This window comes from Ruegeria sp. CDSC085, assembly GCF_059610465.1.
Genome location: NZ_JBXWNR010000006.1, coordinates 98,136 through 121,731, shown reverse-complemented (window position 1 = coordinate 121,731; position 23,596 = coordinate 98,136). Strand labels below are relative to the sequence as shown.

The 23,596-nt window shown below is 56.5% G+C and carries 22 protein-coding genes; 13 read left to right on the top strand and 9 right to left on the bottom strand.

The window, feature by feature from the left end:
* Positions 1 to 2: 2 nt before the first annotated feature.
* Together bhcB and bhcA are read right to left on the bottom strand one after the other, a co-directional pair.
* On the bottom strand, positions 3 to 971 hold the full coding sequence (gene bhcB / locus AC2FJB_RS11220; RefSeq protein ID WP_496718400.1) for a beta-hydroxyaspartate dehydratase BhcB: 969 nt from the start codon (positions 969 to 971) through the stop codon (positions 3 to 5).
* Positions 971 to 2,161: an L-aspartate--glyoxylate aminotransferase BhcA gene (bhcA, locus tag AC2FJB_RS11215; protein WP_496718401.1), complete on the bottom strand. Its 1,191-nt coding sequence runs from the start codon at positions 2,159 to 2,161 to the stop codon at positions 971 to 973. The genes bhcB and bhcA overlap by 1 nt, the downstream gene beginning before the upstream one ends.
* Positions 2,162 to 2,330: 169 nt before the next feature.
* On the opposite strand from bhcA, the gene bhcR reads away from it, so the two are divergent.
* Positions 2,331 to 3,179 carry an HTH-type transcriptional regulator BhcR gene (gene bhcR / locus AC2FJB_RS11210; protein ID WP_496718402.1) on the top strand — a complete coding sequence of 283 codons (849 nt, stop codon included), beginning with the start codon at positions 2,331 to 2,333 and terminating at the stop codon, positions 3,177 to 3,179.
* Here bhcR and AC2FJB_RS11205 read toward each other — a convergent pair.
* The 5 genes from AC2FJB_RS11205 to AC2FJB_RS11185 all read right to left on the bottom strand — a co-directional run bounded on the left by AC2FJB_RS11205 (position 3,160) and on the right by AC2FJB_RS11185 (position 8,154).
* Positions 3,160 to 4,029, bottom strand: coding sequence for a bifunctional allantoicase/(S)-ureidoglycine aminohydrolase (locus AC2FJB_RS11205; protein WP_496718403.1), 870 nt, complete (start codon positions 4,027 to 4,029; stop codon positions 3,160 to 3,162). The genes bhcR and AC2FJB_RS11205 overlap by 20 nt on opposite strands.
* 324 nt (positions 4,030 to 4,353) lie before the next feature.
* The gene (gene nagA / locus AC2FJB_RS11200) at positions 4,354 to 5,487 is read right to left on the bottom strand and encodes an N-acetylglucosamine-6-phosphate deacetylase (RefSeq protein ID WP_496718405.1); all 1,134 of its coding nucleotides are present in this window, start codon (positions 5,485 to 5,487) and stop codon (positions 4,354 to 4,356) included.
* Positions 5,484 to 6,512 carry an SIS domain-containing protein gene (locus AC2FJB_RS11195; protein WP_496672756.1) on the bottom strand — a complete coding sequence of 343 codons (1,029 nt, stop codon included), beginning with the start codon at positions 6,510 to 6,512 and terminating at the stop codon, positions 5,484 to 5,486. The genes nagA and AC2FJB_RS11195 overlap by 4 nt, the downstream gene beginning before the upstream one ends.
* Before the next feature lie 12 nt (positions 6,513 to 6,524).
* Complete coding sequence (locus tag AC2FJB_RS11190; protein WP_496718406.1) at positions 6,525 to 7,280, bottom strand: GntR family transcriptional regulator; 756 nt, start codon at positions 7,278 to 7,280, stop codon at positions 6,525 to 6,527.
* Positions 7,267 to 8,154 carry a glucosamine kinase nucleotide-binding domain-containing protein gene (locus tag AC2FJB_RS11185; RefSeq protein ID WP_496718408.1) on the bottom strand — a complete coding sequence of 296 codons (888 nt, stop codon included), beginning with the start codon at positions 8,152 to 8,154 and terminating at the stop codon, positions 7,267 to 7,269. Before AC2FJB_RS11185 ends, AC2FJB_RS11190 begins: the two co-directional genes overlap by 14 nt.
* A gap of 158 nt (positions 8,155 to 8,312) precedes the next feature.
* Between AC2FJB_RS11185 and AC2FJB_RS11180 the strand changes: the two genes are divergently transcribed.
* From AC2FJB_RS11180 to AC2FJB_RS11155, 6 genes are all read left to right on the top strand, one after another.
* Complete coding sequence (locus AC2FJB_RS11180; RefSeq protein ID WP_299897346.1) at positions 8,313 to 9,236, top strand: N-acetylmuramic acid 6-phosphate etherase; 924 nt, start codon at positions 8,313 to 8,315, stop codon at positions 9,234 to 9,236.
* The gene (locus AC2FJB_RS11175) at positions 9,233 to 10,483 is read left to right on the top strand and encodes an ABC transporter substrate-binding protein (protein ID WP_299897344.1); all 1,251 of its coding nucleotides are present in this window, start codon (positions 9,233 to 9,235) and stop codon (positions 10,481 to 10,483) included. The genes AC2FJB_RS11180 and AC2FJB_RS11175 overlap by 4 nt, the downstream gene beginning before the upstream one ends.
* A gap of 67 nt (positions 10,484 to 10,550) precedes the next feature.
* Complete coding sequence (locus tag AC2FJB_RS11170) at positions 10,551 to 11,465, top strand: carbohydrate ABC transporter permease (protein ID WP_496718409.1); 915 nt, start codon at positions 10,551 to 10,553, stop codon at positions 11,463 to 11,465.
* A gap of 10 nt (positions 11,466 to 11,475) precedes the next feature.
* A complete protein-coding gene (locus tag AC2FJB_RS11165) occupies positions 11,476 to 12,315 on the top strand; it encodes a carbohydrate ABC transporter permease (RefSeq protein WP_117873776.1) in 840 nt (279 codons plus the stop codon).
* Positions 12,312 to 13,346, top strand: coding sequence for a Gfo/Idh/MocA family protein (locus AC2FJB_RS11160; RefSeq protein ID WP_496718410.1), 1,035 nt, complete (start codon positions 12,312 to 12,314; stop codon positions 13,344 to 13,346). The genes AC2FJB_RS11165 and AC2FJB_RS11160 overlap by 4 nt, the downstream gene beginning before the upstream one ends.
* Positions 13,343 to 14,338: an ABC transporter ATP-binding protein gene (locus AC2FJB_RS11155; protein WP_496718412.1), complete on the top strand. Its 996-nt coding sequence runs from the start codon at positions 13,343 to 13,345 to the stop codon at positions 14,336 to 14,338. The genes AC2FJB_RS11160 and AC2FJB_RS11155 overlap by 4 nt, the downstream gene beginning before the upstream one ends.
* 390 nt (positions 14,339 to 14,728) lie before the next feature.
* Here AC2FJB_RS11155 and AC2FJB_RS11150 read toward each other — a convergent pair whose 3' ends face one another.
* Together AC2FJB_RS11150 and AC2FJB_RS11145 are read right to left on the bottom strand one after the other, a co-directional pair.
* Complete coding sequence (locus AC2FJB_RS11150; RefSeq protein WP_496718414.1) at positions 14,729 to 16,960, bottom strand: CHASE2 domain-containing protein; 2,232 nt, start codon at positions 16,958 to 16,960, stop codon at positions 14,729 to 14,731.
* Between the two features lie 57 nt (positions 16,961 to 17,017).
* On the bottom strand, positions 17,018 to 17,815 hold the full coding sequence (locus tag AC2FJB_RS11145) for a FecR family protein (protein ID WP_496818354.1): 798 nt from the start codon (positions 17,813 to 17,815) through the stop codon (positions 17,018 to 17,020).
* A 661-nt stretch (positions 17,816 to 18,476) separates the two neighbouring features.
* Here AC2FJB_RS11145 and AC2FJB_RS11140 point away from each other — a divergent pair.
* The 6 genes from AC2FJB_RS11140 to AC2FJB_RS11115 all read left to right on the top strand — a co-directional run bounded on the left by AC2FJB_RS11140 (position 18,477) and on the right by AC2FJB_RS11115 (position 23,580).
* Positions 18,477 to 18,911: a hypothetical protein gene (locus tag AC2FJB_RS11140; RefSeq protein WP_496718418.1), complete on the top strand. Its 435-nt coding sequence runs from the start codon at positions 18,477 to 18,479 to the stop codon at positions 18,909 to 18,911.
* Positions 18,908 to 19,573 (top strand): MotA/TolQ/ExbB proton channel family protein, encoded by a 666-nt coding sequence (locus tag AC2FJB_RS11135; RefSeq protein ID WP_496718419.1) that lies wholly within the window; start codon positions 18,908 to 18,910, stop codon positions 19,571 to 19,573. Before AC2FJB_RS11140 ends, AC2FJB_RS11135 begins: the two co-directional genes overlap by 4 nt.
* A 31-nt stretch (positions 19,574 to 19,604) precedes the next feature.
* Positions 19,605 to 19,931, top strand: coding sequence for an ExbD/TolR family protein (locus tag AC2FJB_RS11130; RefSeq protein ID WP_496818314.1), 327 nt, complete (start codon positions 19,605 to 19,607; stop codon positions 19,929 to 19,931).
* Positions 19,932 to 19,935: 4 nt separating this feature from the next.
* A complete protein-coding gene (locus tag AC2FJB_RS11125) occupies positions 19,936 to 20,313 on the top strand; it encodes an ExbD/TolR family protein (RefSeq protein WP_117873765.1) in 378 nt (125 codons plus the stop codon).
* Positions 20,310 to 21,458 carry an energy transducer TonB family protein gene (locus AC2FJB_RS11120; protein ID WP_496718421.1) on the top strand — a complete coding sequence of 383 codons (1,149 nt, stop codon included), beginning with the start codon at positions 20,310 to 20,312 and terminating at the stop codon, positions 21,456 to 21,458. Before AC2FJB_RS11125 ends, AC2FJB_RS11120 begins: the two co-directional genes overlap by 4 nt.
* A gap of 199 nt (positions 21,459 to 21,657) precedes the next feature.
* Positions 21,658 to 23,580 (top strand): DUF3604 domain-containing protein, encoded by a 1,923-nt coding sequence (locus tag AC2FJB_RS11115; RefSeq protein ID WP_496718423.1) that lies wholly within the window; start codon positions 21,658 to 21,660, stop codon positions 23,578 to 23,580.
* Positions 23,581 to 23,596: the final 16 nt, after the last annotated feature.

Sequence of the window (23,596 nt, the reverse complement as noted above, 5' to 3'; positions counted from 1 at the left end):
TGTTACGCGTTCAGCCAGGGCAGCTTGTCCAGATCGACATTGCCCCCGGTTATAATCAAGCCGACCCGCTTGCCTTTGAAAGCGTCCGGGTTTTTCAGGATCGTAGCCAGCGGAATGGCCGAAGATGGCTCCATCACGATCCGCAGGTGTTTCCACGTCAGTTTCATCGCGTCGATGATCTCTTGCTCGGAAGCCGTGTAGATTTCGGAGACGTGGTTCGACACGAAATGCCAGGTGAGGTCCTTGAGCGGAACCAGCAGCCCGTCGGCAATCGTCTTGGGTGCGTCATCCGCTATGATGTGGCCGGCCTTGAAGCTGCGATAGGCATCGTCGGCCTGTTCAGGTTCTGCGGCGATGATCGCTGTTTCTGGGGCCAGAGTAGACAATGTCAGGCAAGTGCCTGATACCATGCCGCCACCACCGATGGGGGCGACCACCGCGTCCAGACCATCGGTCTGTTCGATGAACTCGCGCGAGCAGGTGCCTTGCCCGGCTATCACGCGCGGATCATTGTAGGGGTGGACAAAATCCCCGCCCGTGGCGGCCTGAACCTCGGCAAACGTGGCCTCGCGCGACGAGGTTGAGGGCTCACATTCCGTGATCTTCCCACCATAGCGCCGCACTGTGTCTTTCTTGGCCTGCGGCGCTGTGCGTGGCATGACGACGTTGCACGGTATGCCCCGCTTCATCGCCGCATAGGATAGGCACGAGGCGTGGTTGCCCGAGGAATGGGTTGCAACGCCTTTCCTGGCTTGTTCGTCGTCAAGGCCAAACACGGCATTTGCTGCCCCACGCACCTTGAAGGCACCCGGTTCCTGAAAGTTCTCACATTTGAAGAACAGCTGCGCCCCGGCCAATTCATTCAGGTAGTCCGAGGTTCGGACCGGGGTACGGCGGATAAAGGGCTCGATCCGATTGTGGGCTTCGAGCATGTCCTCGTAGGTTGGGATGTACATGTTGCAGTCCTTCATCACGCAGCATCCTTCTGAACTGCACCGGGATGACCGCGATAATATTCCTGCGCAGCCGCCACGCCGGAGCCCAGCTGGATGTTCAGGCCCAGGTCGACCATGCACATTTCAGCGGTGGCAATCCCGGACAGAGCCATGACATCCGTCAGGCTGCCCAGATGTCCGATACGGAATACCTTGCCTGCGACTTCACCAAGGCCGACACCGAAGGCAACGCCGTATTTTTCAGCGGCATGGGTGACTATACCCGTCGCATTGAAGCCGTTTGGCGTTCGGATCGCGCTGACGGTGTCAGAGTATACCGACGGGTTCGCCGCACAAAGGTCCAGCCCCCACGCACCCACGGCGGCACGTACTCCTTCGGCAATACGGTGATGCCGGGCAAAGACGTTTTCCAAACCTTCACTCAGCAACATATCGCAGGCCTGGTTGAGGCCATTCATCAAACCAACGGCAGGCGTATAGGGATAGGCGTTGTTGGCGTACCCCTGGGCCATGTCATGAACATCAAAGAAGGTGCGGGGCAGGGTGTCCGCCTTGGTCGCGTCCATCGCTCTCTGGCTAAACCCGACGATGGCAAGACCCGCAGGCAGCATGAACCCTTTCTGCGAACCCGTGACGGCCACGTCGACGCCCCATTTGTCAAAACGGAAATCCATGGACCCGATCGATGAAACACCATCGACGAACAGCATGGCAGGGTGTCGGGCGGCATTCAGCGCCTTGCGTACAGCCGCAATATCCGATTTCACACCGGTTGCCGTTTCGTTGTGCGTGGCAAGAACAGCCTTGATTTCGTGGCTTGTGTCGGCGGTCAAAATCTCTTCGTAACGATCGGCTGGCAGCCCGTCGCCCCAAGGGGTTTCGACGATCTCGACATTCAGACCGTGACGCTGGCACATATCGATCCAGCGATGGCTGAACATGCCGTTGCGCGCTGCCAGAACCTTGTCACCGGCCGACAGGGTGTTGGTCAGTGCGGTCTCCCAGCCTCCGGTTCCGGTCGACGGGAAGATGAAGATTTGGGCGCTGTTGCTTTTCAGGACTTTCTGAACGCCAGCACGCGCGGGGTGCAGGATTTGCCCGAACAGCGGCGAGCGATGGTCGATCGTGGGCATATCACAGGCCTTGCGCAGGCTTTCCGGGATGTTGGTCGGACCCGGGATGAAAACGGGGTTTTGAAAGCTCATGGATGGTCTCCTTCCGTCGTTGACCACACGATAAACACCCGTCACTCAGCCTGATATATTTTTGAAAAAGACTTTCAAAACGCCACGCTTCGAATATAATTTATAATTGTCAGTGCCTTATATTTTTCATATGATGAATTAGTCTTTCACGAATAATCAAAGGGTTTTTATGGATTCTCAAGACAATACTCGCGAAGTCCGCAGAAAAGCCCGTGGAAGACCAAGGGGATGGGATGACAAGACAGCGCAAAACACGATCAAGTCTCTCGACCGTGCGATGGAAGTTTTTGAGTATTTGAGTGAAGCGCAGGGCAAGGCGTTAACCGCGCTATCCGACGAAATGGGCCAGTCGCCCGCCACAGTTTACCGAATACTCGTTACACTTGAGGGCAGGGGCCTTGTCGAGTTCGATCACGACGAGCAGGTCTGGCACATCGGTCCTCGTGCGTTCGTAATCGGCTCGCGCTTCCTGCGTCGCACCAGCCTTGTGGACCGGGCCCGACCCGTGATGCGAAAGCTGATGGAGGCCACCGGCGAGACCGCAAACCTGGGGGTCGAGAAAGAAGGAATGGTATTATTCCTGAGCCAGGTGGAAACCCATGCCAGTATTCGTGCGTTTTTCCCTCCGGGCACGCTTTCTCCGATGCATGCGTCGGGCATCGGGAAAGCTTTGTTGGCATATATGGATGAAGATCGGTTGGACCGGCTGTTGGCCAAGACAGAACTACAGGCCTTCACGGACAGGTCGATTACCAGCCCGACCGCGCTGAAAGAAGATCTTGCCATGGTTCGGGCACAAGGCTTCTCGATAGACAACGAAGAAAAGAACGCGGGAATGCGGTGCATTGCTGCGCCGGTCTTCGATACCAACCGAGAGGCGGTTGCCGGGATTTCAGTGTCCGGACCGACAAGTCGCGTCAGCGAAGTCGAGATTCAGCGACTAAGCCGCCCCGTCATCGAGGCGGCGCATCAGTTAACTCTGGCCATCGGCGGGACTATTACTCCGCCGCTGTCCTGAGACGCCGGTGCTGCGGGTAAGCGGCTGGACCTGGCCGCAGTGCCATATGGCGGTTCACGTCTTTGTACAGCAAGTAACGGAACTTACCCGGGCCACCTGCATAACAGGCCTGTGGGCAGAACGCGCGCAACCACATGTAATCGCCGGCCTCGACCTCTACCCAGTCATTGTTCAGCCTGTAAACGGCCTTTCCCTCAAGAACATACAGACCATGTTCCATCACATGTGTTTCAAGGAAAGGAATGACGGCGCCGGGCTCGAAAGTCACCACGGTCACGTGCATATCGTGCCGCAAGTCACTTGGGTCGACAAAGCGAGTCGTGGCCCATTTGCCGTCCGTTCCGGGCATCGGCGTCGGCGTGATCTCGTTTTCGTTGAGAACCAGAACGTCTGGGCGGTCAAGCCCTTCTACCGCTTCATAAGCCTTTCGAATCCAATGGAACCGCAGGATTTCGCCGCCTCGGTTTCGCAAGGTCCAATTGTATTCAGCGGGCAGGTAGGCATAGCCGCCGGGCGTCAGCTCATAGGTTGTGCCGTCGGCAGTCAAGGTCGCTGTGCCTTCGACCACGAACAAAACGCCTTCGGCTTCGGGATCGGTCTCGGGCCGGTCAGAGCCACCGCCGGGCTGAACTTCCATGATGTATTGCGAAAAGGTTTCTGCAAAGCCGCTTAGCGGGCGTGATATCACCCACAAGCGGGTGTCTTCCCAAAACGGCAGAAAACTGGTCACGATATCCCGCATCGTTCCCTTTGGGATCACTGCATAAGCGTCAGTAAATACGGCGCGGTCAGTCAGCAATTGCTCCTGACCAGGATGCCCACCGTGTGGCGAAAAATACTTGGCGGTCATGCATGCTCCTGAAAAATGTCCTATGTCTGAAATATGCGCTGAGAGATCGGTGCGGACCACCCGCAAAAAGGTGACAGCTCTATTCGCGAAGTTTTGAAAAATCGAAATTTGGCCGCCAGTAAACGGACGCAGCGCTGACATCGCGCACGCGCTGCACGACCGGTCGGATCAACGATGATTTGGGCCGGTTGACGCCGATCTTGTTATCAACCCGTCTCACGCCAGTTTGGTCCAGTCGGAAATCGGCTGAATGTTACGCGGGCTGGACGTTCGGTTCATCCGTTTCATTCTTGAAACATGCGATTTCGTTGGCTCCGGAAGTGATCAGGGTTGCACAGGTCTGACCCGGGACAAATCCGGGGAAATCAGTATCATCTGCGAGAGCGCTGGCTTTTGTCCTGCACTCCTGCCGGAAATCATCGCTAACGGAACGCTTGTTGCTGCTGCGAGTGCTTCTTGAAACGGGATCTCCGCTTGGTCCGTCAGAACCTGTACCGCTGTTGTCAGACACAAATCGGCCCCGGCCAGAGTGCCATCCTCTAACGTCAGCCTGCCGTTTTCCCGCCGGATGGGGCGCCCTTCCAACTGAAACTCCGCCAGTGACGTGCCAGCGACCGCCATCGCATCGCTGACAAGAAAAATCCGCCCAGGTCCGCGCTTGGCGGCCCAGGCAATCCGCATTGTGTCGGGATGAACGTGGATACCATCCGCGATCAAGCCCGCCGATAGCGATCCGCAGGATAGCGCCGCGCCAACCAGTCCGGGTTCTCGGCTGCCAAGCTGGCTCATCGCATTGAACAGATGCGTTGCGCACTGCGCCCCGGCCCTTGAGAACGCCAGGCAAGTCTCAAAAGGCGCGTCCGTGTGGCCCAAAGAGACGATCACCCCCGCGCGCTTCAATGCTTCAACTTGTTGCAGTGTTGTACTTTCGGGCGCCAGCGTCACCATCAACGCAGGCAGGTGTTTTGCAGCATCGATCAAAGTTTCCAGGTCGGTTTGCCGCATCGGGCGGATCATCGCAGCATCATGTGCGCCCTTGCGCCGCTCAGACAGGTGAGGACCTTCCAGATGCAGGCCCGCAATACCGGAAACACCCGTCTGAACGGCCTTGATGGCGGAATCAATAGCGGCTCGGGTTTTCTCGGCCGTGTCAGTGATCAGGGTGGGCAGGATGCTCATCGCACCCAGCGCGCGATGAGCACGTGCGATTTGGGTCAGTGACTGAACCGATGGATCGTCGTTGAACATCACGCCACCACCGCCGTTCACCTGCAGATCAGCATAACCAGGGCTGAGGATGTCGCCATGCAGATCCTCGATCTGGTCGTCATGCGCTATCTGATCCAAGGGGACCAACGCATTCAACAGCCCGTTTCTGAACCGTGCGGCGTATCCTTCACGCAATTCAGTGCCATCGAAGATCGGGCCGCCCGCAAAGGTGATGGTAGAACTGGTCATACCGTTTCCGTTACTTTTTTCAGGTGGCGTGGTGTGTCCGGGTCAATCCCTCGTTGTGTGGCAACCTTCTCCACCATTCCATAAAACGACGCAATTGTTGGTATGGGGTCCGTCATCCAATGGGACGTTCGGACATGCGGCAGTTCTGTTGCGTGCTTCACGCGGCCGGTTGTGGCGAAAACCACAGCGCCTTTGGACGCCAGTGCGTCTGCAACTTCAGCCAGATTGTCCTCTGCTGCATCCCCGGACGACAAGGCAAGCACAGGAAAGCCCTGATCCACGATGGAAACAGGGCCGTGCAGAACCTCGGCTGCCGAATAGCTTTCCGCGTGAATCTGGCAGGTTTCCTTGAATTTCAACGCGGCTTCGTTGGAAATTGCCAAAGACATGCCGCGCCCCAGTGTAAACAAAGAGCGACCATCCACCGCGTCCGCCACGGCGCTCCAGTCGCAGGCGATTGCAGTCGACAAACTGTCCGGCAGCCCATGGATGGCGCGTAACAAATGATCATCGCGCTTCACCTGCGCAATCAACCACAACCCGGCGACCAGAGACGTCACGAATGTCTTCGTCGCCGCCACGCTCAGTTCGGGGCCCGCGTGAATTGGCAGCGTTGCCGTGGCTGCCTCGGCCAGTGCAGAGGCAGTGTTGTTCGTGATCGCGACCGAGTAAGCTCCGCCGGATGTGAGCGACTGCGTGAGTTGCACGATATCCGGGCTCTGGCCGGATTGTGAAACAGAGATGCAGATCGCATCCTCGCAGTGCATGTCGACACCGTAGATAGACTTGACCGACGGTCCGACCGAAGCCATCGGCAAGCCAAGTAGCAGTTCCGAGGCGTATTTCAGAAAGCTGCAGGCATGATCCGAGGATCCGCGCGCCACCGAGATCAGAAACCGCGGGTTGCGGGTCTGGATCTCGTTGGCGGTTTGCGCGATCAAATCTGCGCCCTCGGTCAGAAGGCGGTCTACGGCGTCGGGAATCTCATTGATCTCCTGCCGCATTTGAGTGGTTGTGTCAGACATTTTCCCAGGCTTTCAATTTGACAGGCGCAGCTCAGCCACGAAGTCATAGGCATCACCGCGGTAGATCGAGCGGGTCAATTCAGCGACCCGCCCGCTTTGCAGATATGAGGTGCGTTGAATCCGAAGCCCGGCCGTACCTTCCGCAACGTCCAGAAGCTCTGCCTCGGGCGCTTCAAGGTTGATCGCCGAGATTTTCTGGATAGCGCGCACCGGTCGCAGACCAGATTGTTCAAGAACAGAGTAAAGCGACCCCGTCACTTCAGTGGGGTTTGGCAGGATATCCAGCGGAAGGGCCGCTTTTTCCAACGCCATCGGGCGTCCTCCTGCCTCTCGCAGGCGGTAGATACGTGCAACCTGTTCGTTTGCCGACAAGCCCAATGCCATCATTTCTTCCGGGGATGGCAGGAAAATCCCACGCTCCAGCCATGTCGAGGTCGTCTTGAGCTCGCGCCGCTCCATGTCTTCGGTGAAAGATGTCAGGTGGGACAGCGACTGTTCAACTTTCGCCACGGGTTCCCGAACAAAAGAACCAGACCCCTGCCGTTGTTCGATTGCACCCTTGCGCACCAATTCATGAATGGCCTTGCGCACAGTCACACGCGACAGGTCGGTGATCTCGGCGATTTCTCTTTCGGGTGGCAGCGAACTGTTGGGAGGCAGGATACCGTCTTTAATCCCTTGTTCGAGGCGCTGACGGAGCTGTACATAGCGCGGGCCCGAGCTTTGCCCCAACCATCCTTCGGGCCGCAGGAAATCAGCTATGCTCATGTTCGATTTCCTCCTGATACGCCTGTGCCAATGCAAGTGCGCCGGACAGTGGATCGCCCGCAGGCTGGACCAGAACAGATTGCATGTCTGAAGGCAGGTGCGGCGCGTAAAGGGGGCCGATGCCCCCGGTCAGACAAATTGGCAGACCAACGTTCCAGCCCATCTTTTTCATCACGTCGATCAGATAGTCTGCACCGTGCTGCAGGATGGATCTGGCCAGCTTGTCGCCGTGATCGGAGAGCTTGGTAACCAGCGGAGCGAGGGCGCCAAAATCAGATGGGGTCATGTCGGCTGCGGCTCGAACGACGCCTGCGGCTCCGCCAAATCGAGACAACAGATCCTGCGCCAATTCCGATGGGCCCGTCATGTCATCCGTGTACTCCAGCGCCTTGGACAACGCCCGTTTGCCAACCCATTGCGCGGAGGCCTGATCGCCGAGAACCGGACCCCATCCGCCGGCAAGCTTAATCGCGCCACCCCTTTGCATTGCGACAAAAGAACCGGTGCCGCAATGTGCGACAAACCCGTCTCTGGCCCCCAATGCTCCGCGCAAAGCTGCTGCACGATCGTCTTCGATCCGAACGTGCTGAATTGGCAATGCCGCTGCGAGTTTTCTGGCGATCGCATCACCTGTTATCCCGGCCAAGCCCAGATAGGTGGGCGCTCGTGCAAGCTCCTCCGCCGAACGGCCCGTCTGAACTGCCAGAGCTTCCAGGCCACGCCGCAACTCGATGCAAGCAGCGTCGAAATCAGTAGACACGTTTGCCGCGCCAACTTCGACCCTGTGTGTTTTGCCATCAACAAAAGCGGCGACGCGGCAGCGCGTTCCACCCCCGTCGGCGGCCAGGAACATGGGTTTTGATGACTTTACCATATAAAGACCTTTATAATACCTTTTCTGTATTTTGAAGTCCTAATTGCGACCAAAGCGGCGATTATCGCGCTAAAATGCCCAAAAATATGAAAAAAAATAAATCGTAGACTAATGGTATTTAAAAGGTATGATATCGAGAGTTCTTGGGGGAGAATCACTTGATTACGCCGGCGACAGAACAATTGCATCAGGATGCGCATGGGCTTGATACCCGTCCGCTGGCAGAAGTGGCCAGCCTGCTGGCGCGGTCGCAGGTGTCAGCGGCGACGGCAGTGCTTGATGCACTTGGTCCGATTTGCAGCGGGGCGACGGCCATGGCCCAGACGATCCGGTCGGGCGGCAAGCTTCGATATCTTGCGGCGGGGTCTTCCGGCCTCATGGCGGCCTCGGACGCGCTGGAGCTTGGCGGAACGTTCTCAATCCCCTCGGAACAGATCCGCATTCATATGGCCGGTGGAATGCCGACCAAAGCAGACATGCCGGGGGATGTAGAGGACGCTGTTGATGGGCTTGCACGTGAAATGTCGGATATGCATGCCAATGATATGCTCATCGCGGTCTCGGCCAGCGGCACCACACCCTACACTGTTGCAGCCGCGAAACTGGCGCGCGACAAGGGAGCGCCCGTGATCGGGATTGCAAACAATGCGGGTTCGCAATTGTTGCAACTGGCGGACCATGCCGTTCTGCTTGCGACCCCTCCGGAATTGATCTCGGGCTCAACCCGGATGGGGGCGGGTACTGCGCAGAAAATAGCCCTCAATACGTTGTCGACGCTGATGGCCATCGAGCTTGGGCATATTCAGGACGGCATGATGATCAATCTTCGGGCGGACAATGAAAAATTGCGCGCACGCGCCAACGGAATCGTGTGCCAACTGACCGGCGTATCACCTGAACGTGCTGATGATGCCCTGAGGGCCGCGGATGGGAACCTGAAATGCGCGGCACTTGTCGCCGCGGGTGCCGTATCGGCCGAGGATGCTCAAAAGCGACTGGCTGAAACGAATGGCCATCTGCGTCACGCGATGAACCGGCTGAATGAAAATAACGAACATAGCAACCTGGGAGAAACCAAATGAAACGCAAAGTTCTGAGCCTGGCTCTGATGAGCACGGCGCTGGTCACAAGCGCCTATGCGCAAGACGCTACGCTGACAATCGAAAGCTGGCGCAACGATGACCTCGCTCTCTGGCAGGAAAAGATCATCCCCGCATTCGAGGCGGCCAATCCAGATATCAAAGTTGTTTTTTCGCCTTCAGCCCCGGCAGAGTACAACGCCGTTCTGAACTCCAAGCTGGAAGCCGGATCCGCCGGTGATCTGATCACCTGCCGCCCGTTCGATGCTTCTCTGGCGCTTTACGAAGCAGGCCATCTGACCGACCTGTCCGATCTGGATGCGATGAACAACTTCTCGGACGTTGCCAAATCTGCGTGGCAGACAGACGATGCGTCGGCCAGCTTTTGTGTTCCGATGGCATCGGTGATCCACGGTTTCATTTACAACAAGGACGCGTTCAACGAATTGGGTCTGGACGTTCCGACCACCGAGGCAGAATTCTTTGAAGTGTTGGACAAGATCAAGGAAGACGGCACCTATATACCGATGTCAATGGGCACGAATGACCAGTGGGAAGCCGCAACGATGGGCTATAACAATATCGGCCCGAACTACTGGAAAGGTGAAGAAGGCCGACTGGCATTGATCAGGGGCGAGCAGAAACTGACCGACCCTCAGTGGGTCGCGCCCTTTGCCACTTTGGCGAAATGGGCCGATTATCTGGGTGACGGATATGAGGCGCAGACCTATCCCGACAGCCAGAACCTGTTCACATTGGGCCGCGCCGCAATTTACCCGGCAGGCAGCTGGGAGATTGCAGGTTTCAACACACAGGCTGATTTTGAGATGGGCGCCTTCAAGCCGCCGGTCCAAAATGCCGGTGACACCTGCTATATCTCGGACCATACCGATATCGGCATCGGCCTGAATGCTGCCAGCGAAAACCAGGAGGCTGCCCGCACGTTCCTGGCCTGGGTCGCAAGCCCCGAATTCGCCAGCATCTTCGGCAATGCGGTTCCCGGTTTCTTCCCTCTTTCCAACACCCCGGTTGAATTGGAAGATCCTCTTGCCAAGGAAATCGTCGGGTGGCGGGATGAGTGCGAGAGCACCATCCGTTCGACTTATCAGATCCTGTCACGCGGCACACCCAACCTTGAAAACGAGACCTGGGGTGCATCCGTTGCAGCCATCAAGGGCACCGAAAGCTCTGAGGCTTTGGGCAAAAAACTGCAAGATGGTTTGGCCAGCTGGTACGCACCGCATCAGTAACATCTGAACCACTCTCTCCGGGTGCGGCCCATCGCGCCGCGCCCGACACTTTTCCCCGGAGAATCCCATGCAGACGCGCCGCATACGCTGGCACATCGTCGTTTTCCTTGCACCTGCGGTGCTGGTCTACACGGCGGTGATGATCCTGCCCTTGTTCAATACACTGCGCTTCGCGCTGTTCACCGAAGTCGATCAGGCACGTGTGTATGTGGGGTTGGAGAATTTCCGAACCTTGTTCTTTGATCCGCTGTGGTCCGAGCAATTCTGGAATGCGTTGGGCAACAACTTCTGGTTCTTCCTGATCCACATGCTGGTGCAGAACCCCATCGGAATCGCTCTGGCCGCGATCCTGTCACACCCGAGGCTGCGCTTTGCCGCACTGTACCGGTCGGCCATTTTCATTCCGACGATCCTGAGCTTCGTGATCGTGGGTTTTGCCTGGAAACTGATCCTGTCTCCGCTTTGGGGGATTGCGCCCTCGATGCTGGACGCTGTTGGCCTGAAATCCCTGTTTGCTCCGTGGTTAGGCAAGGAAGAATACGCGCTGACAACTCTGGCGCTCGTCTCGGTCTGGCAATTTGTCGGCATCCCGATGATGCTGATCTATGCGGCCCTGCTGTCGATCCCTGAAGAAATTCTTGAAGCCGGCGAGATTGACGGGATCACCGGAGCTTCGGCTTTCTGGAAAGTAAAACTTCCGCTGATCCTGCCCTCGATCGGGATCATCTCGATCCTCACATTCGTGGGCAATTTCAACGCATTCGATCTGATCTATGTCTCTCAGGGCGCGCTGGCGGGGCCAGATTTTTCGACCGACATCCTGGGCACTTTCATGTACCGCACGTTCTTTGGCTTCCAGCTGCAATTGGGTGATCCGTATATGGGGTCCGCCATTGCCGGTGCCATGTTCGCCATCATCCTTGTCGGTGTTTGCATTTACCTTTTCGGCATCCAGACCCGGATGCGACGGTATCAGTTGTGAGGGCTCTGCAATGAACAAAGCACGCTCGAATCCGCTGAATACCGCCGCAATGCATGGAGCGTTGATCCTTTACACTCTGATCGCCCTGTTCCCGGTTTTCGTGATCATCATCAACAGCTTCAAAACGCGCCGTGCCATCTTTCGCGAACCGCTCGCATTGCCTGATGCCGAAAGTTTTTCCCTGATCGGCTACCAGACGGTGATGAAGCAGGGGGATTTCTTCCTCTACTTTCAGAACTCGTTGATCGTCACCGTGGCTTCACTGACCTTTATCCTGCTGTTCGGTGCCATGGCGGCCTTTGCCCTCAGCGAATACCGGTTCAAGGGCAACATGTTGATGGGACTCTATCTGGCACTTGGGATCATGATCCCAATCCGCATCGGCACAGTGGCGATTCTGGAGATGATGGTCGCAACGGGGCTTGTGAACACGCTCTGGGCCCTGATCTTCGTCTACACGGCACAGGGCTTGCCGTTGGCCGTGTTCATCCTTTCCGAGTTCATGCGCCAGGTCAGTGATGACCTGAAGAACGCAGGGCGCATCGATGGGCTTTCGGAATACACGATCTTTTTTCGGTTGGTGCTGCCTCTGGTTCGGCCTGCCATGGCAACCGTCGCTGTTTTCAACATGATCCCTATCTGGAACGATCTCTGGTTCCCGCTGATTCTGGCACCCGCTGAAGAGACCAAAACCCTGACGCTGGGCAGCCAGGTCTTCATCGGCCAGTTTGTCACCGACTGGAACGCAGTTCTTTCCGCACTCAGCATGGCGATCCTGCCAGTTTTGGTGCTCTACGTTATCTTCTCGCGCCAGCTGATCCGTGGCATCACTTCAGGAGCTGTCAAATGACCCGGGTTCTGATCGCTGGTCTTGGCAACATGGGCCTGAGCCATGCCTTGGCCCATCATCGTCACCCCGAAGCGCAGCTCGTGGGACTGGTCAACCGCTCAGGTCGAGTGGATCATACCGATCTGTCAGGCTATCCGGCCTATACGGATTTTCAGGCGGCACTGGCCGAGACAAACCCCGATCTGGTCGTCGTCGCAACCTATTCCGACAGCCACGCAGACTTCGCCTGCGCCGCAATGGAAACAGGCGCGCATGTCTTTGTTGAAAAACCACTGGCCACGACGGTTGCGGACGCCAGACGCGTGGTCGCAAAAGCAGTGGAAACTGACCGGAAACTGGTGATCGGATACATTCTGCGGCACCACCCCTCTTGGATGCGCCTGATCGCGGAGGCGCGCGAACTCGGAGGACCATATGTCTTCCGTCTGAACCTGAACCAGCAAAGCAGCGGGGCCGAATGGGAAACGCACAAGGCCTTGATGCAGACGACGTCCCCTATCGTCGATTGCGGTGTGCATTACGTCGATGTGATGTGCCAGATCACCGACTCCGATCCCGTCCGCGTGCATGGCATGGGTCTGCGTCTGAGTGACGAGATTTCCGAAGATATGTATAACTACGGCCAGTTCCAGGTGATCTTCGAAGACGGCTCGCTCGGTTGGTACGAAGCCGGCTGGGGCCCGATGATGTCCGAAACCGCGTTCTTCGTGAAAGATATCATCTCACCCAACGGCTCGGTCTCGATCACTGATGGCAACAAGGGCGCATCGGCCGATATCGACGGTCACACTAAGGTCGGCGGTCTTCTGGTTCACCGCCCCGAAGGTGACCAGACGATCGACCTGCCCGATGAACCCGGCCATCAGGAACTCTGCGACGCCGAGCAAGCCTATATGCTGCGCGCCATCGCCGAAGATATCGATCTGACCCGCCACATGAACGACGCGGTGCAATCGCTGGCCATCTGCCTGGCCGCTGATGAAAGCATCCGTACAGGCCAACCCATTTCGCTGAAAGAGGCACGCATATGACCGCCCTGACGCTGCAAAACGTGAACAAGTCCTTCGGCACCGTCGAGGTCCTCAGGGATATCAATATCGAAGTTGACGAGGGCGAATTTGTCGTCTTTGTCGGCCCTTCGGGTTGCGGTAAATCCACCCTTCTGCGTGTCATCGCGGGGTTGGAGGATGTGACGTCGGGCGACGTGTGCATCGGCGGTGAGGTCATGAACCTCACCCCGCCCTCAAAGCGCGGTATCGCAATGGTGTTCCAGAGCTATGCTCTCTACCCCCACCTGAACGTGCGCAAGAACATGTCATTGGCGCTGAAACAGGAGGGCCAGAGCAGGCAGGTCATCGAAGAGCGTGTTGCCAGGGCAAGCAAGATGCTGAACCTCGAACCTTACCTCGACAGATATCCTTCCGAACTGTCCGGTGGTCAGCGCCAGCGCGTCGCCATCGGTCGCGCCATCGTGCGGGAACCGAAGCTGTTCCTGTTCGACGAGCCTCTGTCCAATCTCGACGCGGCTCTGCGTATGAATACACGGTTGGAAATTGCGAACCTGCACCGGCAGCTTGACGCTTCGATGATCTACGTGACCCATGACCAGACCGAGGCAATGACTCTTGCCGACAAGATCGTCGTTCTGCGCGACGGGCGTGTGGAACAGGTCGGCAGCCCGATGGAGCTTTACAACAACCCCGCCAACCAGTTCGTGGCCGGTTTCCTTGGGGCGCCGTCGATGAATTTCTTTCCCGCCAGCATGATTGGCGAAAGCGCAAACATTACAACGGGAATCCGCCCGGAAGACCTGTTTTTGTCTGATGATGGCCCGGTTGCCGCAAACGTCACCCATGTCGAGCATTTGGGCGGTGACACCAACGTGATTGCCATGATGCAGGATCACCAGATCACCGCACGCCTGTTCGGGCAGCATCAGGTTGAGGCCGGTCAGAGCATCCGGTTTGGGTATTCACCGAGCAGGGTCTACCGCTTCGACCCTCAGGGTTCCCGTCTCGAATAACAACCGATGATGAAGGGTTTGTGTGTTGGGTTTTTTATGAGTTGCCGAAGTCAGGCGGTATTCATCGCACGGGCCTTGTGGTGAGATCTGAAAGTTCAATCAGCGGTCTTTTTCCTGCCACGCCACCTTGTTCAAGTTGAGCATTGCACAATGTCGGCGTTTTTGGGTCCGAATATGGCGATCTTCCATGAGTGGGTTTGTTGCTCATCGTGACCTGTCACGAGGTGGGCAACTAAGTTGAACGCGAGTATCGCGAGACTGCGGCTCCGGCTTATGACCAGAATTGCTATCTGGCCAGCAAGGCCCCATGCATACCGCGCCCGGAACGAATGTGTTTGTTTGCATGGGACGGAACGCAAAGCTTCGGATTAAACAGGGGCGGAACGCCGCCTATCCAGATCCCTTCATTCGATTGTATCGGGTGAACATGGCTTGCCCTGATGGTGAATCTGTTCTGAAATCAGCTGCACGACCGGGCAGGGCGCGATAGAACTGGCGTAATCCGGGTTCGATATCTTCTGCGAGTTTTTCGCAGCGCGGAAACAAACGCGCGATGTCACCCTGAGGCTTTCGGGTTCTAAGCGCTGAGATCAAATCACTGTGCTGAGCAAGGAGATTTTGGAATGCAGTGGTCTTCCGCAAAGCGGAATCACCTACAAGAACAAAAACAGGTTCAGGGTTGGCTTTTCCTTTAAGATCAACGTGGCCTGCCTCCAGAAATGCCAGGTCATCTTGTCCAGCTTGAAAAACCCCGTTTGAGACGACGATGTCATAATCAACTGTTCGACAGGATTGTTCGATACGTGCCGAAACATTCACGACATCTCCGATAACTGTATAGTTGAACCGTTTCTGCGATCCTATGTTGCCGACGCAGGCCTGCCCTGTGGCAATTCCTGTTGCCAGCGCTATCGGCTTTCGGTTCCGCATGATGTCGGATGCATTGAATTGTGCCAAAGCACCCCGCATCCTGAGCGCGGCAAGCGCTGCGCGGCATGGATGGTCGGCAACGGGCAAAGGTGCGTTCCAGAAGGCCATGATGGCGTCACCGATGAACTTGTCGATCGTACCACGCTGAAGCAGGATCTGATCCCCAAGCTTGGAAAACAGCGCATTCAACAACGAAACAAGTTCTGTGGCCGTTGCGGATTCGGACAGAGCCGTGAAACCGCGGATATCCGAAAACAATACGGTGATTTCCTGACTTTCACCGCCCAATTGCAGCTGGTGACCCGTATTCTCCATTTCATCAAGGATTTCCGGGGCCACGTAATGCGAAAAGACTTTTCGAATTTCGCGCTTTTCGCGCTCGGTCGATACGAAAAGATACCCCGCCAGCAGACCAAAATTTGCGATTCCTCCAATCAGGGGAAAGGTGGCATCGAAAAGGACCGACTGGTTTTGAAAAACCAGCCAGCTGATGGCAAGAACAGCAGCGGCTGCTATGCCACCGGCGATTAAGGATGCAATGGCGCCAAAGCTGGACATGACGGCAATCACGACAAGCCCGAGAAACGCAAAGGCCAGCAATTCCTGCGCTGCGGTCACGTCGGACCGGCTGAGCATTTCATCGGTCAGGATTTGTTCGATCATCTGAGCATGAATTGAAACACCTGGGACGCTTTCGCCAAGTGCCGTCTGATGAATATCGAATAATCCGGCAGCGGACGTTCCGATCAGGATTATTCTGCCTTCGATTTCAGATCGCAGCTCGGGGTTTTCCGAGCCTTCCAGAACATCCTTGGCTGAAATGTAGAGGTCGGGGGTGTCCCGCCGGTATTTCAGCCAAAGCTCGCCATTCTCGGTTGTAGGCAATCGATATCCGGCGATTTCGGCGGCCAGCATGATGCCTGCTTCGTCAGGCGCGCCTTCCACGAAAATACTGGTCTCACCCAAGGCAACCCTGAGGGCTTCGATTCCAAGGCTTGGCAGCGGACCGTCCGGACCGTTCCAAAGAACCGGTGCACGTCTCACGATGCCGGTTCCACCGATGGGTGAGACATTGACCCCACCAACACCCGCAGCTGCCTGACCCAACGGTGGCGCGATTGGCGTCCAATGAGGGACCGAGATCAGCCCCTCGGTAGGGTTCTCCCCGAATTCAATGATTCCGGCCTTAGCCGCAATGGGTTCCCCTTCAGCTGACAATCGCGCAGCCACGCCCAGAACCACGGGCCAGTAGGCCATTTCCATCCCCAGCACGACGTCATTGTCCAGCTTTTCGGCATGGCGTTCCACTGTCAAAATACCCGCCAGCGATGGGTCGTTCAGAAGGTGAGATGGCGAATACCGGTCAGGTTCGGCAAACAGCATGTCGAAAGCAATCGTAGCGGCGCCATAGTCACCCAGATTTTGAACCATCTGCGCAACCAATGTTCGGGGCCAGGGCCATTGCCCCCAGCTGGCAAGCGAGGCCTCATCGATATCCACAACGCGCACGGGGAGTTCGGGATTAAACTCTCGCGGAGACAGTCGTTGCAAAACGTCGAAATAGATCAGACGCGTCATTCGAACGGGGTACGGGTCCCACGCTCGGATGATGCAACCCAAGAGGATCAGGCACAGCCCCACGAGGCGGAAGGCCCATCGGCCATTCTTGGATCTCCGCACCTTGTCGCTCACACCATCCTCCAGATAAATGGAACCGGGCCTGCGTACGCAACAGCAGTTCTTGAGCAATTAGAGGTCAGTCTCTTCCCGCTCTGGCTCTTCCTGCTCGGGTTCTTCCTGCTCAGGTTCTTCCCGCTCTGGCTCGTCAGGTTCCGGTTCTTCGCTATCGGGCTCTTCCTGCTCAGGTTCTTCCTGTTCGGGCTCCTCGCGATCCGGCTCTTCTCTTTCCGGTTCATTGTTTGCGGAAGGCGAAGGTTCGGCGCCCGTATTCTGGGCTTCTCGCTGCTGAGGAGGGTCTCTACGGGCTTCCGACCGGTCAGGCTCGACACGCCGTATGGGGGCTCCATCACCTGAACACCCTTCGACTCGCACCTGCAAAGGGGGCAGCAGTCCTTCCTGAGACTCAATGAAGGGAAATCCGCTTTTCAGTGCTTGTTCGTATTGGGCCTGATCGGCAGGCTGACCGACACCTCCGTTTCCGCTTGTTGCGTACATGCTGCATTGACGTCCCGAAGATCTGCACGAGCCCTGGCTGCCGCACATGCGGACCGTGCCCTGCAGGACAAGCATCGCGCTTTGTTTTTCCGACACGACCCACATGTCGAAGGTCGTGCCGCGCACGGCCATTGTCGCCGACGGAGTCCTGATCGAGTAGGCTCTCTTTCGGCTTTTCCCGGAAATAAACCGAAAACTGCCACCCAAGGCCTGAACAGCAAAGCTCTTGGCCTTGCGGTTACTTCGCAACATGGTCACATCCAGCACCATGCGCGCGTTGGGGCCAATGGCAATCTTGGTGTCATCCACAAAAACGATTTGAATTACGCCTGTCCGATCCGTGGTGAGTGCGTCGCCCGACACAACCTCCATTCCCGAATACACAGGTTGTATTTTTCCCGCTCGCGTGATGTGAGCGCCTTGTTTGACGCTTATTACTTTTCCAATGTTGGCGATGGTCTGCGACGGTATGATTACGACAACGCATAGAACCAGGAAAATCTTTAACAACGACAAACTCGAGCCCCTTCCCCCAATGGGTCTTGATACGTGCAAATTGCACTGTGCCCGAAATTTGCCCCTCAAAAAGCATAGTTTTATTATTCATAAGCATCAGGAATATAGGCAAATATGCATGACTTTTCGCATTCTAAGCAAGTCTTATGTGAAAACGGCCTTCAAACAGCGCTTTAGGCACACTTCCCTGAAGACCCGATTTGGCGCAGTTTCGCTTCTTTTTTGCGAGTTAAGCACCCGTATCAAAAAAGTGCGAGAGTTGCTGGCTTTTCAGATTTGACCCGACAATATCTTCCTGCTTGTGCTGATGCGCGGGGCAGTCTTGGACGGAGTTGAAATTCTTATCGAGCAACGTATGTCTTACCGTGTGTGTATGTACATCAACACACGCTACGATCCTTTTTCTATGCCACCATTCGCGGCTCTTTAATGTGACATGCCCCTCAGGTAGAAACGCAGATGGGTAAGCTGACGGTTGCTGCCCGAGAGTTCCAGCGCTGCAATACGGAGTCTGTTCATGCTGTTTCGTCGCATTATTGTCGCGGCCATGTTTTCCGGCAGTCTGTTGTCCACCGCGTTTGCGCAATCTGATGCCGAACCCACGGCCAGACTGTTTGTGGAACTGAATTCGGCTGAGGATGTCGACGGATCGTGCCGGTTGACGTTTCTGATCAAGAATGAAACCGGGCAGTCGATCGATCGCGCGGTGTTTCAAACCGTCATTTTCGACGCCGAAGGTGGTGTTTTGAACATCACTCTGTTCGATTTCCGCGATTTGCCTGCCAACAGGCCTCGTGTCCGCCAGTTTGACCTTACAAACAGAACATGTGACGCAGTGGGACGAGCGTTGATCAATGGCGCGAACTCCTGCGTCGTAGACGGTTCCGAAAGCGACATATGCAACAGGACCCTGATGCTGAGTAGCAGGGTGGAAATGGAGCTGTTGGGATGAGTCCTCTAGCCGCACTTCGCGAGATTTTTGAACTGGGTGGGCCAGTTGTGGCGATATTGATCGCAATGTCGGTTTTGACGCTGGCGGTCACTCTCTACAAGCTCTGGCAATTTGCAGCCTGCGGTGTCGGGCGACACAAAGTGCTGTCTGAAGCTCTGGCTGCCTGGGATGCAGGAGATCAAGGTGCTGCACGTGCAAGACTGGCGGACAGCAGCAGTTATCTTGCCCCCATTGTAGGCGCGGCGATGAACGCAACGGGGGTTCCCGGGGCCGATGACCGGCTGGATGCCGAAGCGGGTCTGGCGCTTGCCGGGTTGGAACGCGGTTTTCGATTGTTGGACACCGTAGCGCAGCTGGCGCCTTTGCTGGGTCTTTTTGGTACGGTGCTGGGTATGATCAGTGCCTTCCAAAGCTTGCAAACCGCGGGGTCATCGGTTGATCCATCGCTTTTGGCCGGGGGGATCTGGGTGGCCCTGATAACCACCGCTGTAGGTCTGGCTGTTGCGATGCCGACATCGATGGTTTTGTCCTGGCTTGAAAGTCGAACCGCACGCGAGCGTGTTTTTGCGGACAAGGCTTTGCGTACGGTTCTGGTCCCGGGTCATTCCATCCAAAGCACAGAGGCGGCCGCACAAGTCCCGGTCGCCCCAGAACATGCGTAACACTGCGCCTTTTGTGCGGCGACGCATGTCGATGACGCCTCTTATCGACGTGATCTTTCTGCTTTTGCTGTTTTTCATGCTGTCCTCAACGTTTTCGCGATTCAGTGAGATCGAGTTGAGCAGCGCAGCCACAGGCAGGAAAGCCGACGTTGAGCCGCCCGAGCGCCTTTTCGTGCAATTTGGTCCGGCACGTGTGGTCCTGAACGGTCAACCCTTGTCGCTTGAGGAATTGGTGGATCAGGTCCAAGCCGGTCAGGTTCTGGTAAGCCTTGATCCTGAGACATCCGCGCAACGTCTTGTGGACCTGCTTGCTCCATTGCGTGGGCGCGAAGGTTTGACGGTCAGAGTGTTGGAGTGAGGCAATGATCCGCTACATCCGACCCGGTCGAAATCGAGATTCCACCATTCCGCTGATTAATGTCGTCTTTCTGATCCTGATCTTTTTTCTTATTACAGGTACCATCGCACCGCCGTTGGATCCTGATCTGAATTTGGTGAACACTGCGGATCTTGAAGGCCGTGAGCCGCCAGATGCGCTTGTTCTTCATCGGGACGGAACGCTGAGTTTTCGCGGCAATCCGATCGAGGCAGAAGCTTTCATGGCTGCGCATGAATCGGGACCCGTGCGGATCGTTCCTGACAGGGATGCGTCGGCCCCTCGATTGATGGAGGTCACCAGCAGTCTGCGCCGGTTGGGTGCGCCATCCGTATTCCTGGTGACCGAACAGGCTCTCGAATGATCAGGCGGTCCGTTTTCGTCGCAATCTTTGCGATTTCGATTTCCGTGCTGGTGCATCTCATGGGCCTGATCTTTACAGTGCCAGAGTTGTCAAATCAGGCTTCGGACGAAAACAGTACAGACACAATCGAACTCAGCAACGCGTTCGAAGAGTTTGCCGATACCAGGATTGAACCCGTTCGGCCCGAGCCGAATGAGCCGCCGACACCCCCGGTCGAGCCGCCAACCCAGCCGCAAGAGGCGGAGATTCCGACAAGCGATGCCCGCGTTGCATCGCCGAACCCGCAGGAGACTTACGCACCGGACACCGGCGATTCAACGATAATTCAGCCGAGGGCACCGGATGAAGTCATCGTAGAACCTGTAGAACAGAACCTGGAGGAGAAGGGCGAACCCGATGAGGCTGGCGGAGCCACCTCCGCAGAGCCTGAAACAGTGGCCGAAACACCTGAGGTGCCGGCTGGCGAGACGGTTGCTCCAGTTGAGCCGACTTCTGCTGAAGAACCGGTGACCGAGGAACAGCAACAGATTGCCGCGTTACCGGTTGAAGTGGTTCCGGTTGCTCCGGAAAATACGCCACTACTTGAACCTGTGATACCGGATGAAGCATCGGAACCCTTAGACGAAGACGCCGAACTGCCCATACCCGATACAGAAGCGAATGAATCCAAACAGGCCGTGGTTTCGTCCCTCCGGCCACGTCTTCCAGACCGCCGTCCGCAACCTGCATTGCGCGGGGCATTGAATCCGTCGAACAACTTTGAAGCTCTTCGCTTTCCGGAACAAACGATTGAATCACCTCTGGCGACGTATCAAAGAGAGGGTATCGACGCCTTCCGACAAAACCGCGGCGGCACCCGTTCAGGCGGGCGGGGGCCGGGAAACTCGGACAGCACGAACTATGCAGGTCAGGTTCTTGTTCATCTGAATCGAGCGCCAATCGTTTACGTTGCCGGTCGCGGCTATGCGCGTGTGTTTTTCCAGATTGACCCGGATGGTTCGTTGGCTTGGGTTGATGTCGTTGAAAGCTCTGGCTCGCCGGAAATAGAGCGCGCAGCCAAAGAACAGGTTCGAACCGGCGCACCTTTCCCGCGCCCGCCTGGGGGCGTCAGCCGGAAGCTTTCATTTTACTATCAGATAAGGTGATCCGACGGGTCTTGTCAGGTGAACACGACTCGCGATCACCTTAGCGGCTTGCGCCAAATTTCCTGATTGCGCGGGTTTGCAGCTCTCAGATTAAAAAAACCTGTTGTTCGATAGAATGTGATATAAGAAAATGGGAATATAACAATGGCGCGATGAAATTCGCCCACACCGCTAAGTATTCCTGAACTGGGAGGTCACTTTGTTTCGGAAATCTGCTTGCATAATCTCACTCGTATTGGTCCCTGCTGCTGCTGTCGCTGACGCCGTACCCAGCGAAGATGCTGCTGAGGGATTGTTTTCTGATCAGCCCTATTCCCCTTACGCCCAACGCACATTTCCTGAACGCCCATTATGGGGGGACACTCACCTTCACACCGGGCTTTCGCTGGATGCGGGTGCTTTCGGGAACACCTTATTACCGGATGAGGCATGGCGTTTCGCCAAGGGTGAGCAGGTCATTTCTTCAACGGGTCAACCTGTAAGACTGTCACGACCGTTGGATTGGATGGTTCTCACGGATCACACGGACCTGATGGGGTTTGCGCCGGATTTGCAGGCCGGTAAGCCGGGCGTTCTTTCTGATCCGAAAGGACTGGAGTGGTACGAGGGGTACAAAGCCGGCGGGGAAGAAGCCGGTAAAGCAGCTTTCGACATCATTACCAATTTTTCGCAAATGACACTGCCAGAAGTCCTGTTGGAGGCGTACAGCCCAGGTGCCGATGCTTTTGCGTTTACCTGGGAAAGCATTGTCCTGGCGGCCGAGCGGCACAATGATCCCGGCAGCTTTACTGCTTTCATCGGCTTTGAATGGACCTCGGTGCCGAAAGGGTTCAACTTGCACCGGAATGTCATGCTGCGCGATGGGCCAATCAGGGCGCTTCAAATGGTGCCACCGGTCACGCAGCCTCCCTACGGTGATACGGATCCAAAGGCGCTTTACGCTTGGCTTGAAGAGTATCAGGAAAAAACGGGGGGGCGTGCAGTGGCCTTTGCCCATAACGGAAACCTGTCGAACGGATGGATGTTCCCAACCGAAGACACGTATCACGGCGGCAAGGTTGACGAGGAATATGTCGCGGCCCGCGCGAAATGGGAGCCCCATTACGAGGTCACGCAGATCAAGGGTGACGGCGAAGCGCACCCTTTCCTGAGCCCGGATGACGAATTTGCGGACTATGAGAACTGGGACGTCGGCAATCTGGATATTACCGAGTTGAAGACCGATGACATGCTGGCTGGTGAATACGCTCGCGAGGCGCTGAAGCGCGGTTTGATGCTGGAAGAAAAGTTTGGCGTGAACCCATACAAGTTCGGTATGGGCGGCGCGACGGACAGCCATACCTCTTTGGCCACCGCCGAAGAAGACAATTTCTTTGGAAAATCCGTCAGCGTCGAGCCCTCAGCCTCGCGTATCAAGCATCCGTTCATAGCCAATGACCTTGGTGAAATTCCCGGTGACCTGCTCGTCGCCTCCGGATACACGGCTGTCTGGGCTACCGAGAATACGCGCGCGGCGATCTTTGATGCGTTCAAGCGCCGCGAAACCTACGCAACGACCGGCCCCCGGATCGGTCTGCGGTTCTTTGGCGGATGGGATTTCAGTGACGCAGATGTTGAAACCCGTTTCCTTGCCAATGTTGGCTATACCAAAGGGGTGCCTATGGGCTCGGATCTGCGCCCGCGCGAGGGTGAGGGTGCGCCAAGCTTCCTGATCGCCGCCCTGCGCGACCCGGTTGGTGCCAATCTGGACCGTGTTCAAGTGATAAAAGGATGGCTCGATTCCGAAGGTGTCATGCAGGAGAAGGTCTATGACGTCGCGTGGTCGGATAACCGTGAAGTTGATCAAAACGGCAAGGTCCCTGCGGTCGGGAACACTGTGGACGTGGACACCGCCAGCTGGACCAACACAATCGGAACGGCCGAACTTGTCACCGTATGGTCAGACCCGGACTTCGATCCGAACGCGCGCGCATTTTATTATGTCCGCGCCATCGAAATTCCGACCCCGCGTTGGGTCCTGTACGACAAGCTGAGGTATGGTATCGAATTGCCCGAGGATGCAGTGCTTACCCATCAGGAACGCGCATATTCGTCCCCGATCTGGTACACACCGGCAGAGTGACCCGCTCAACAAACGA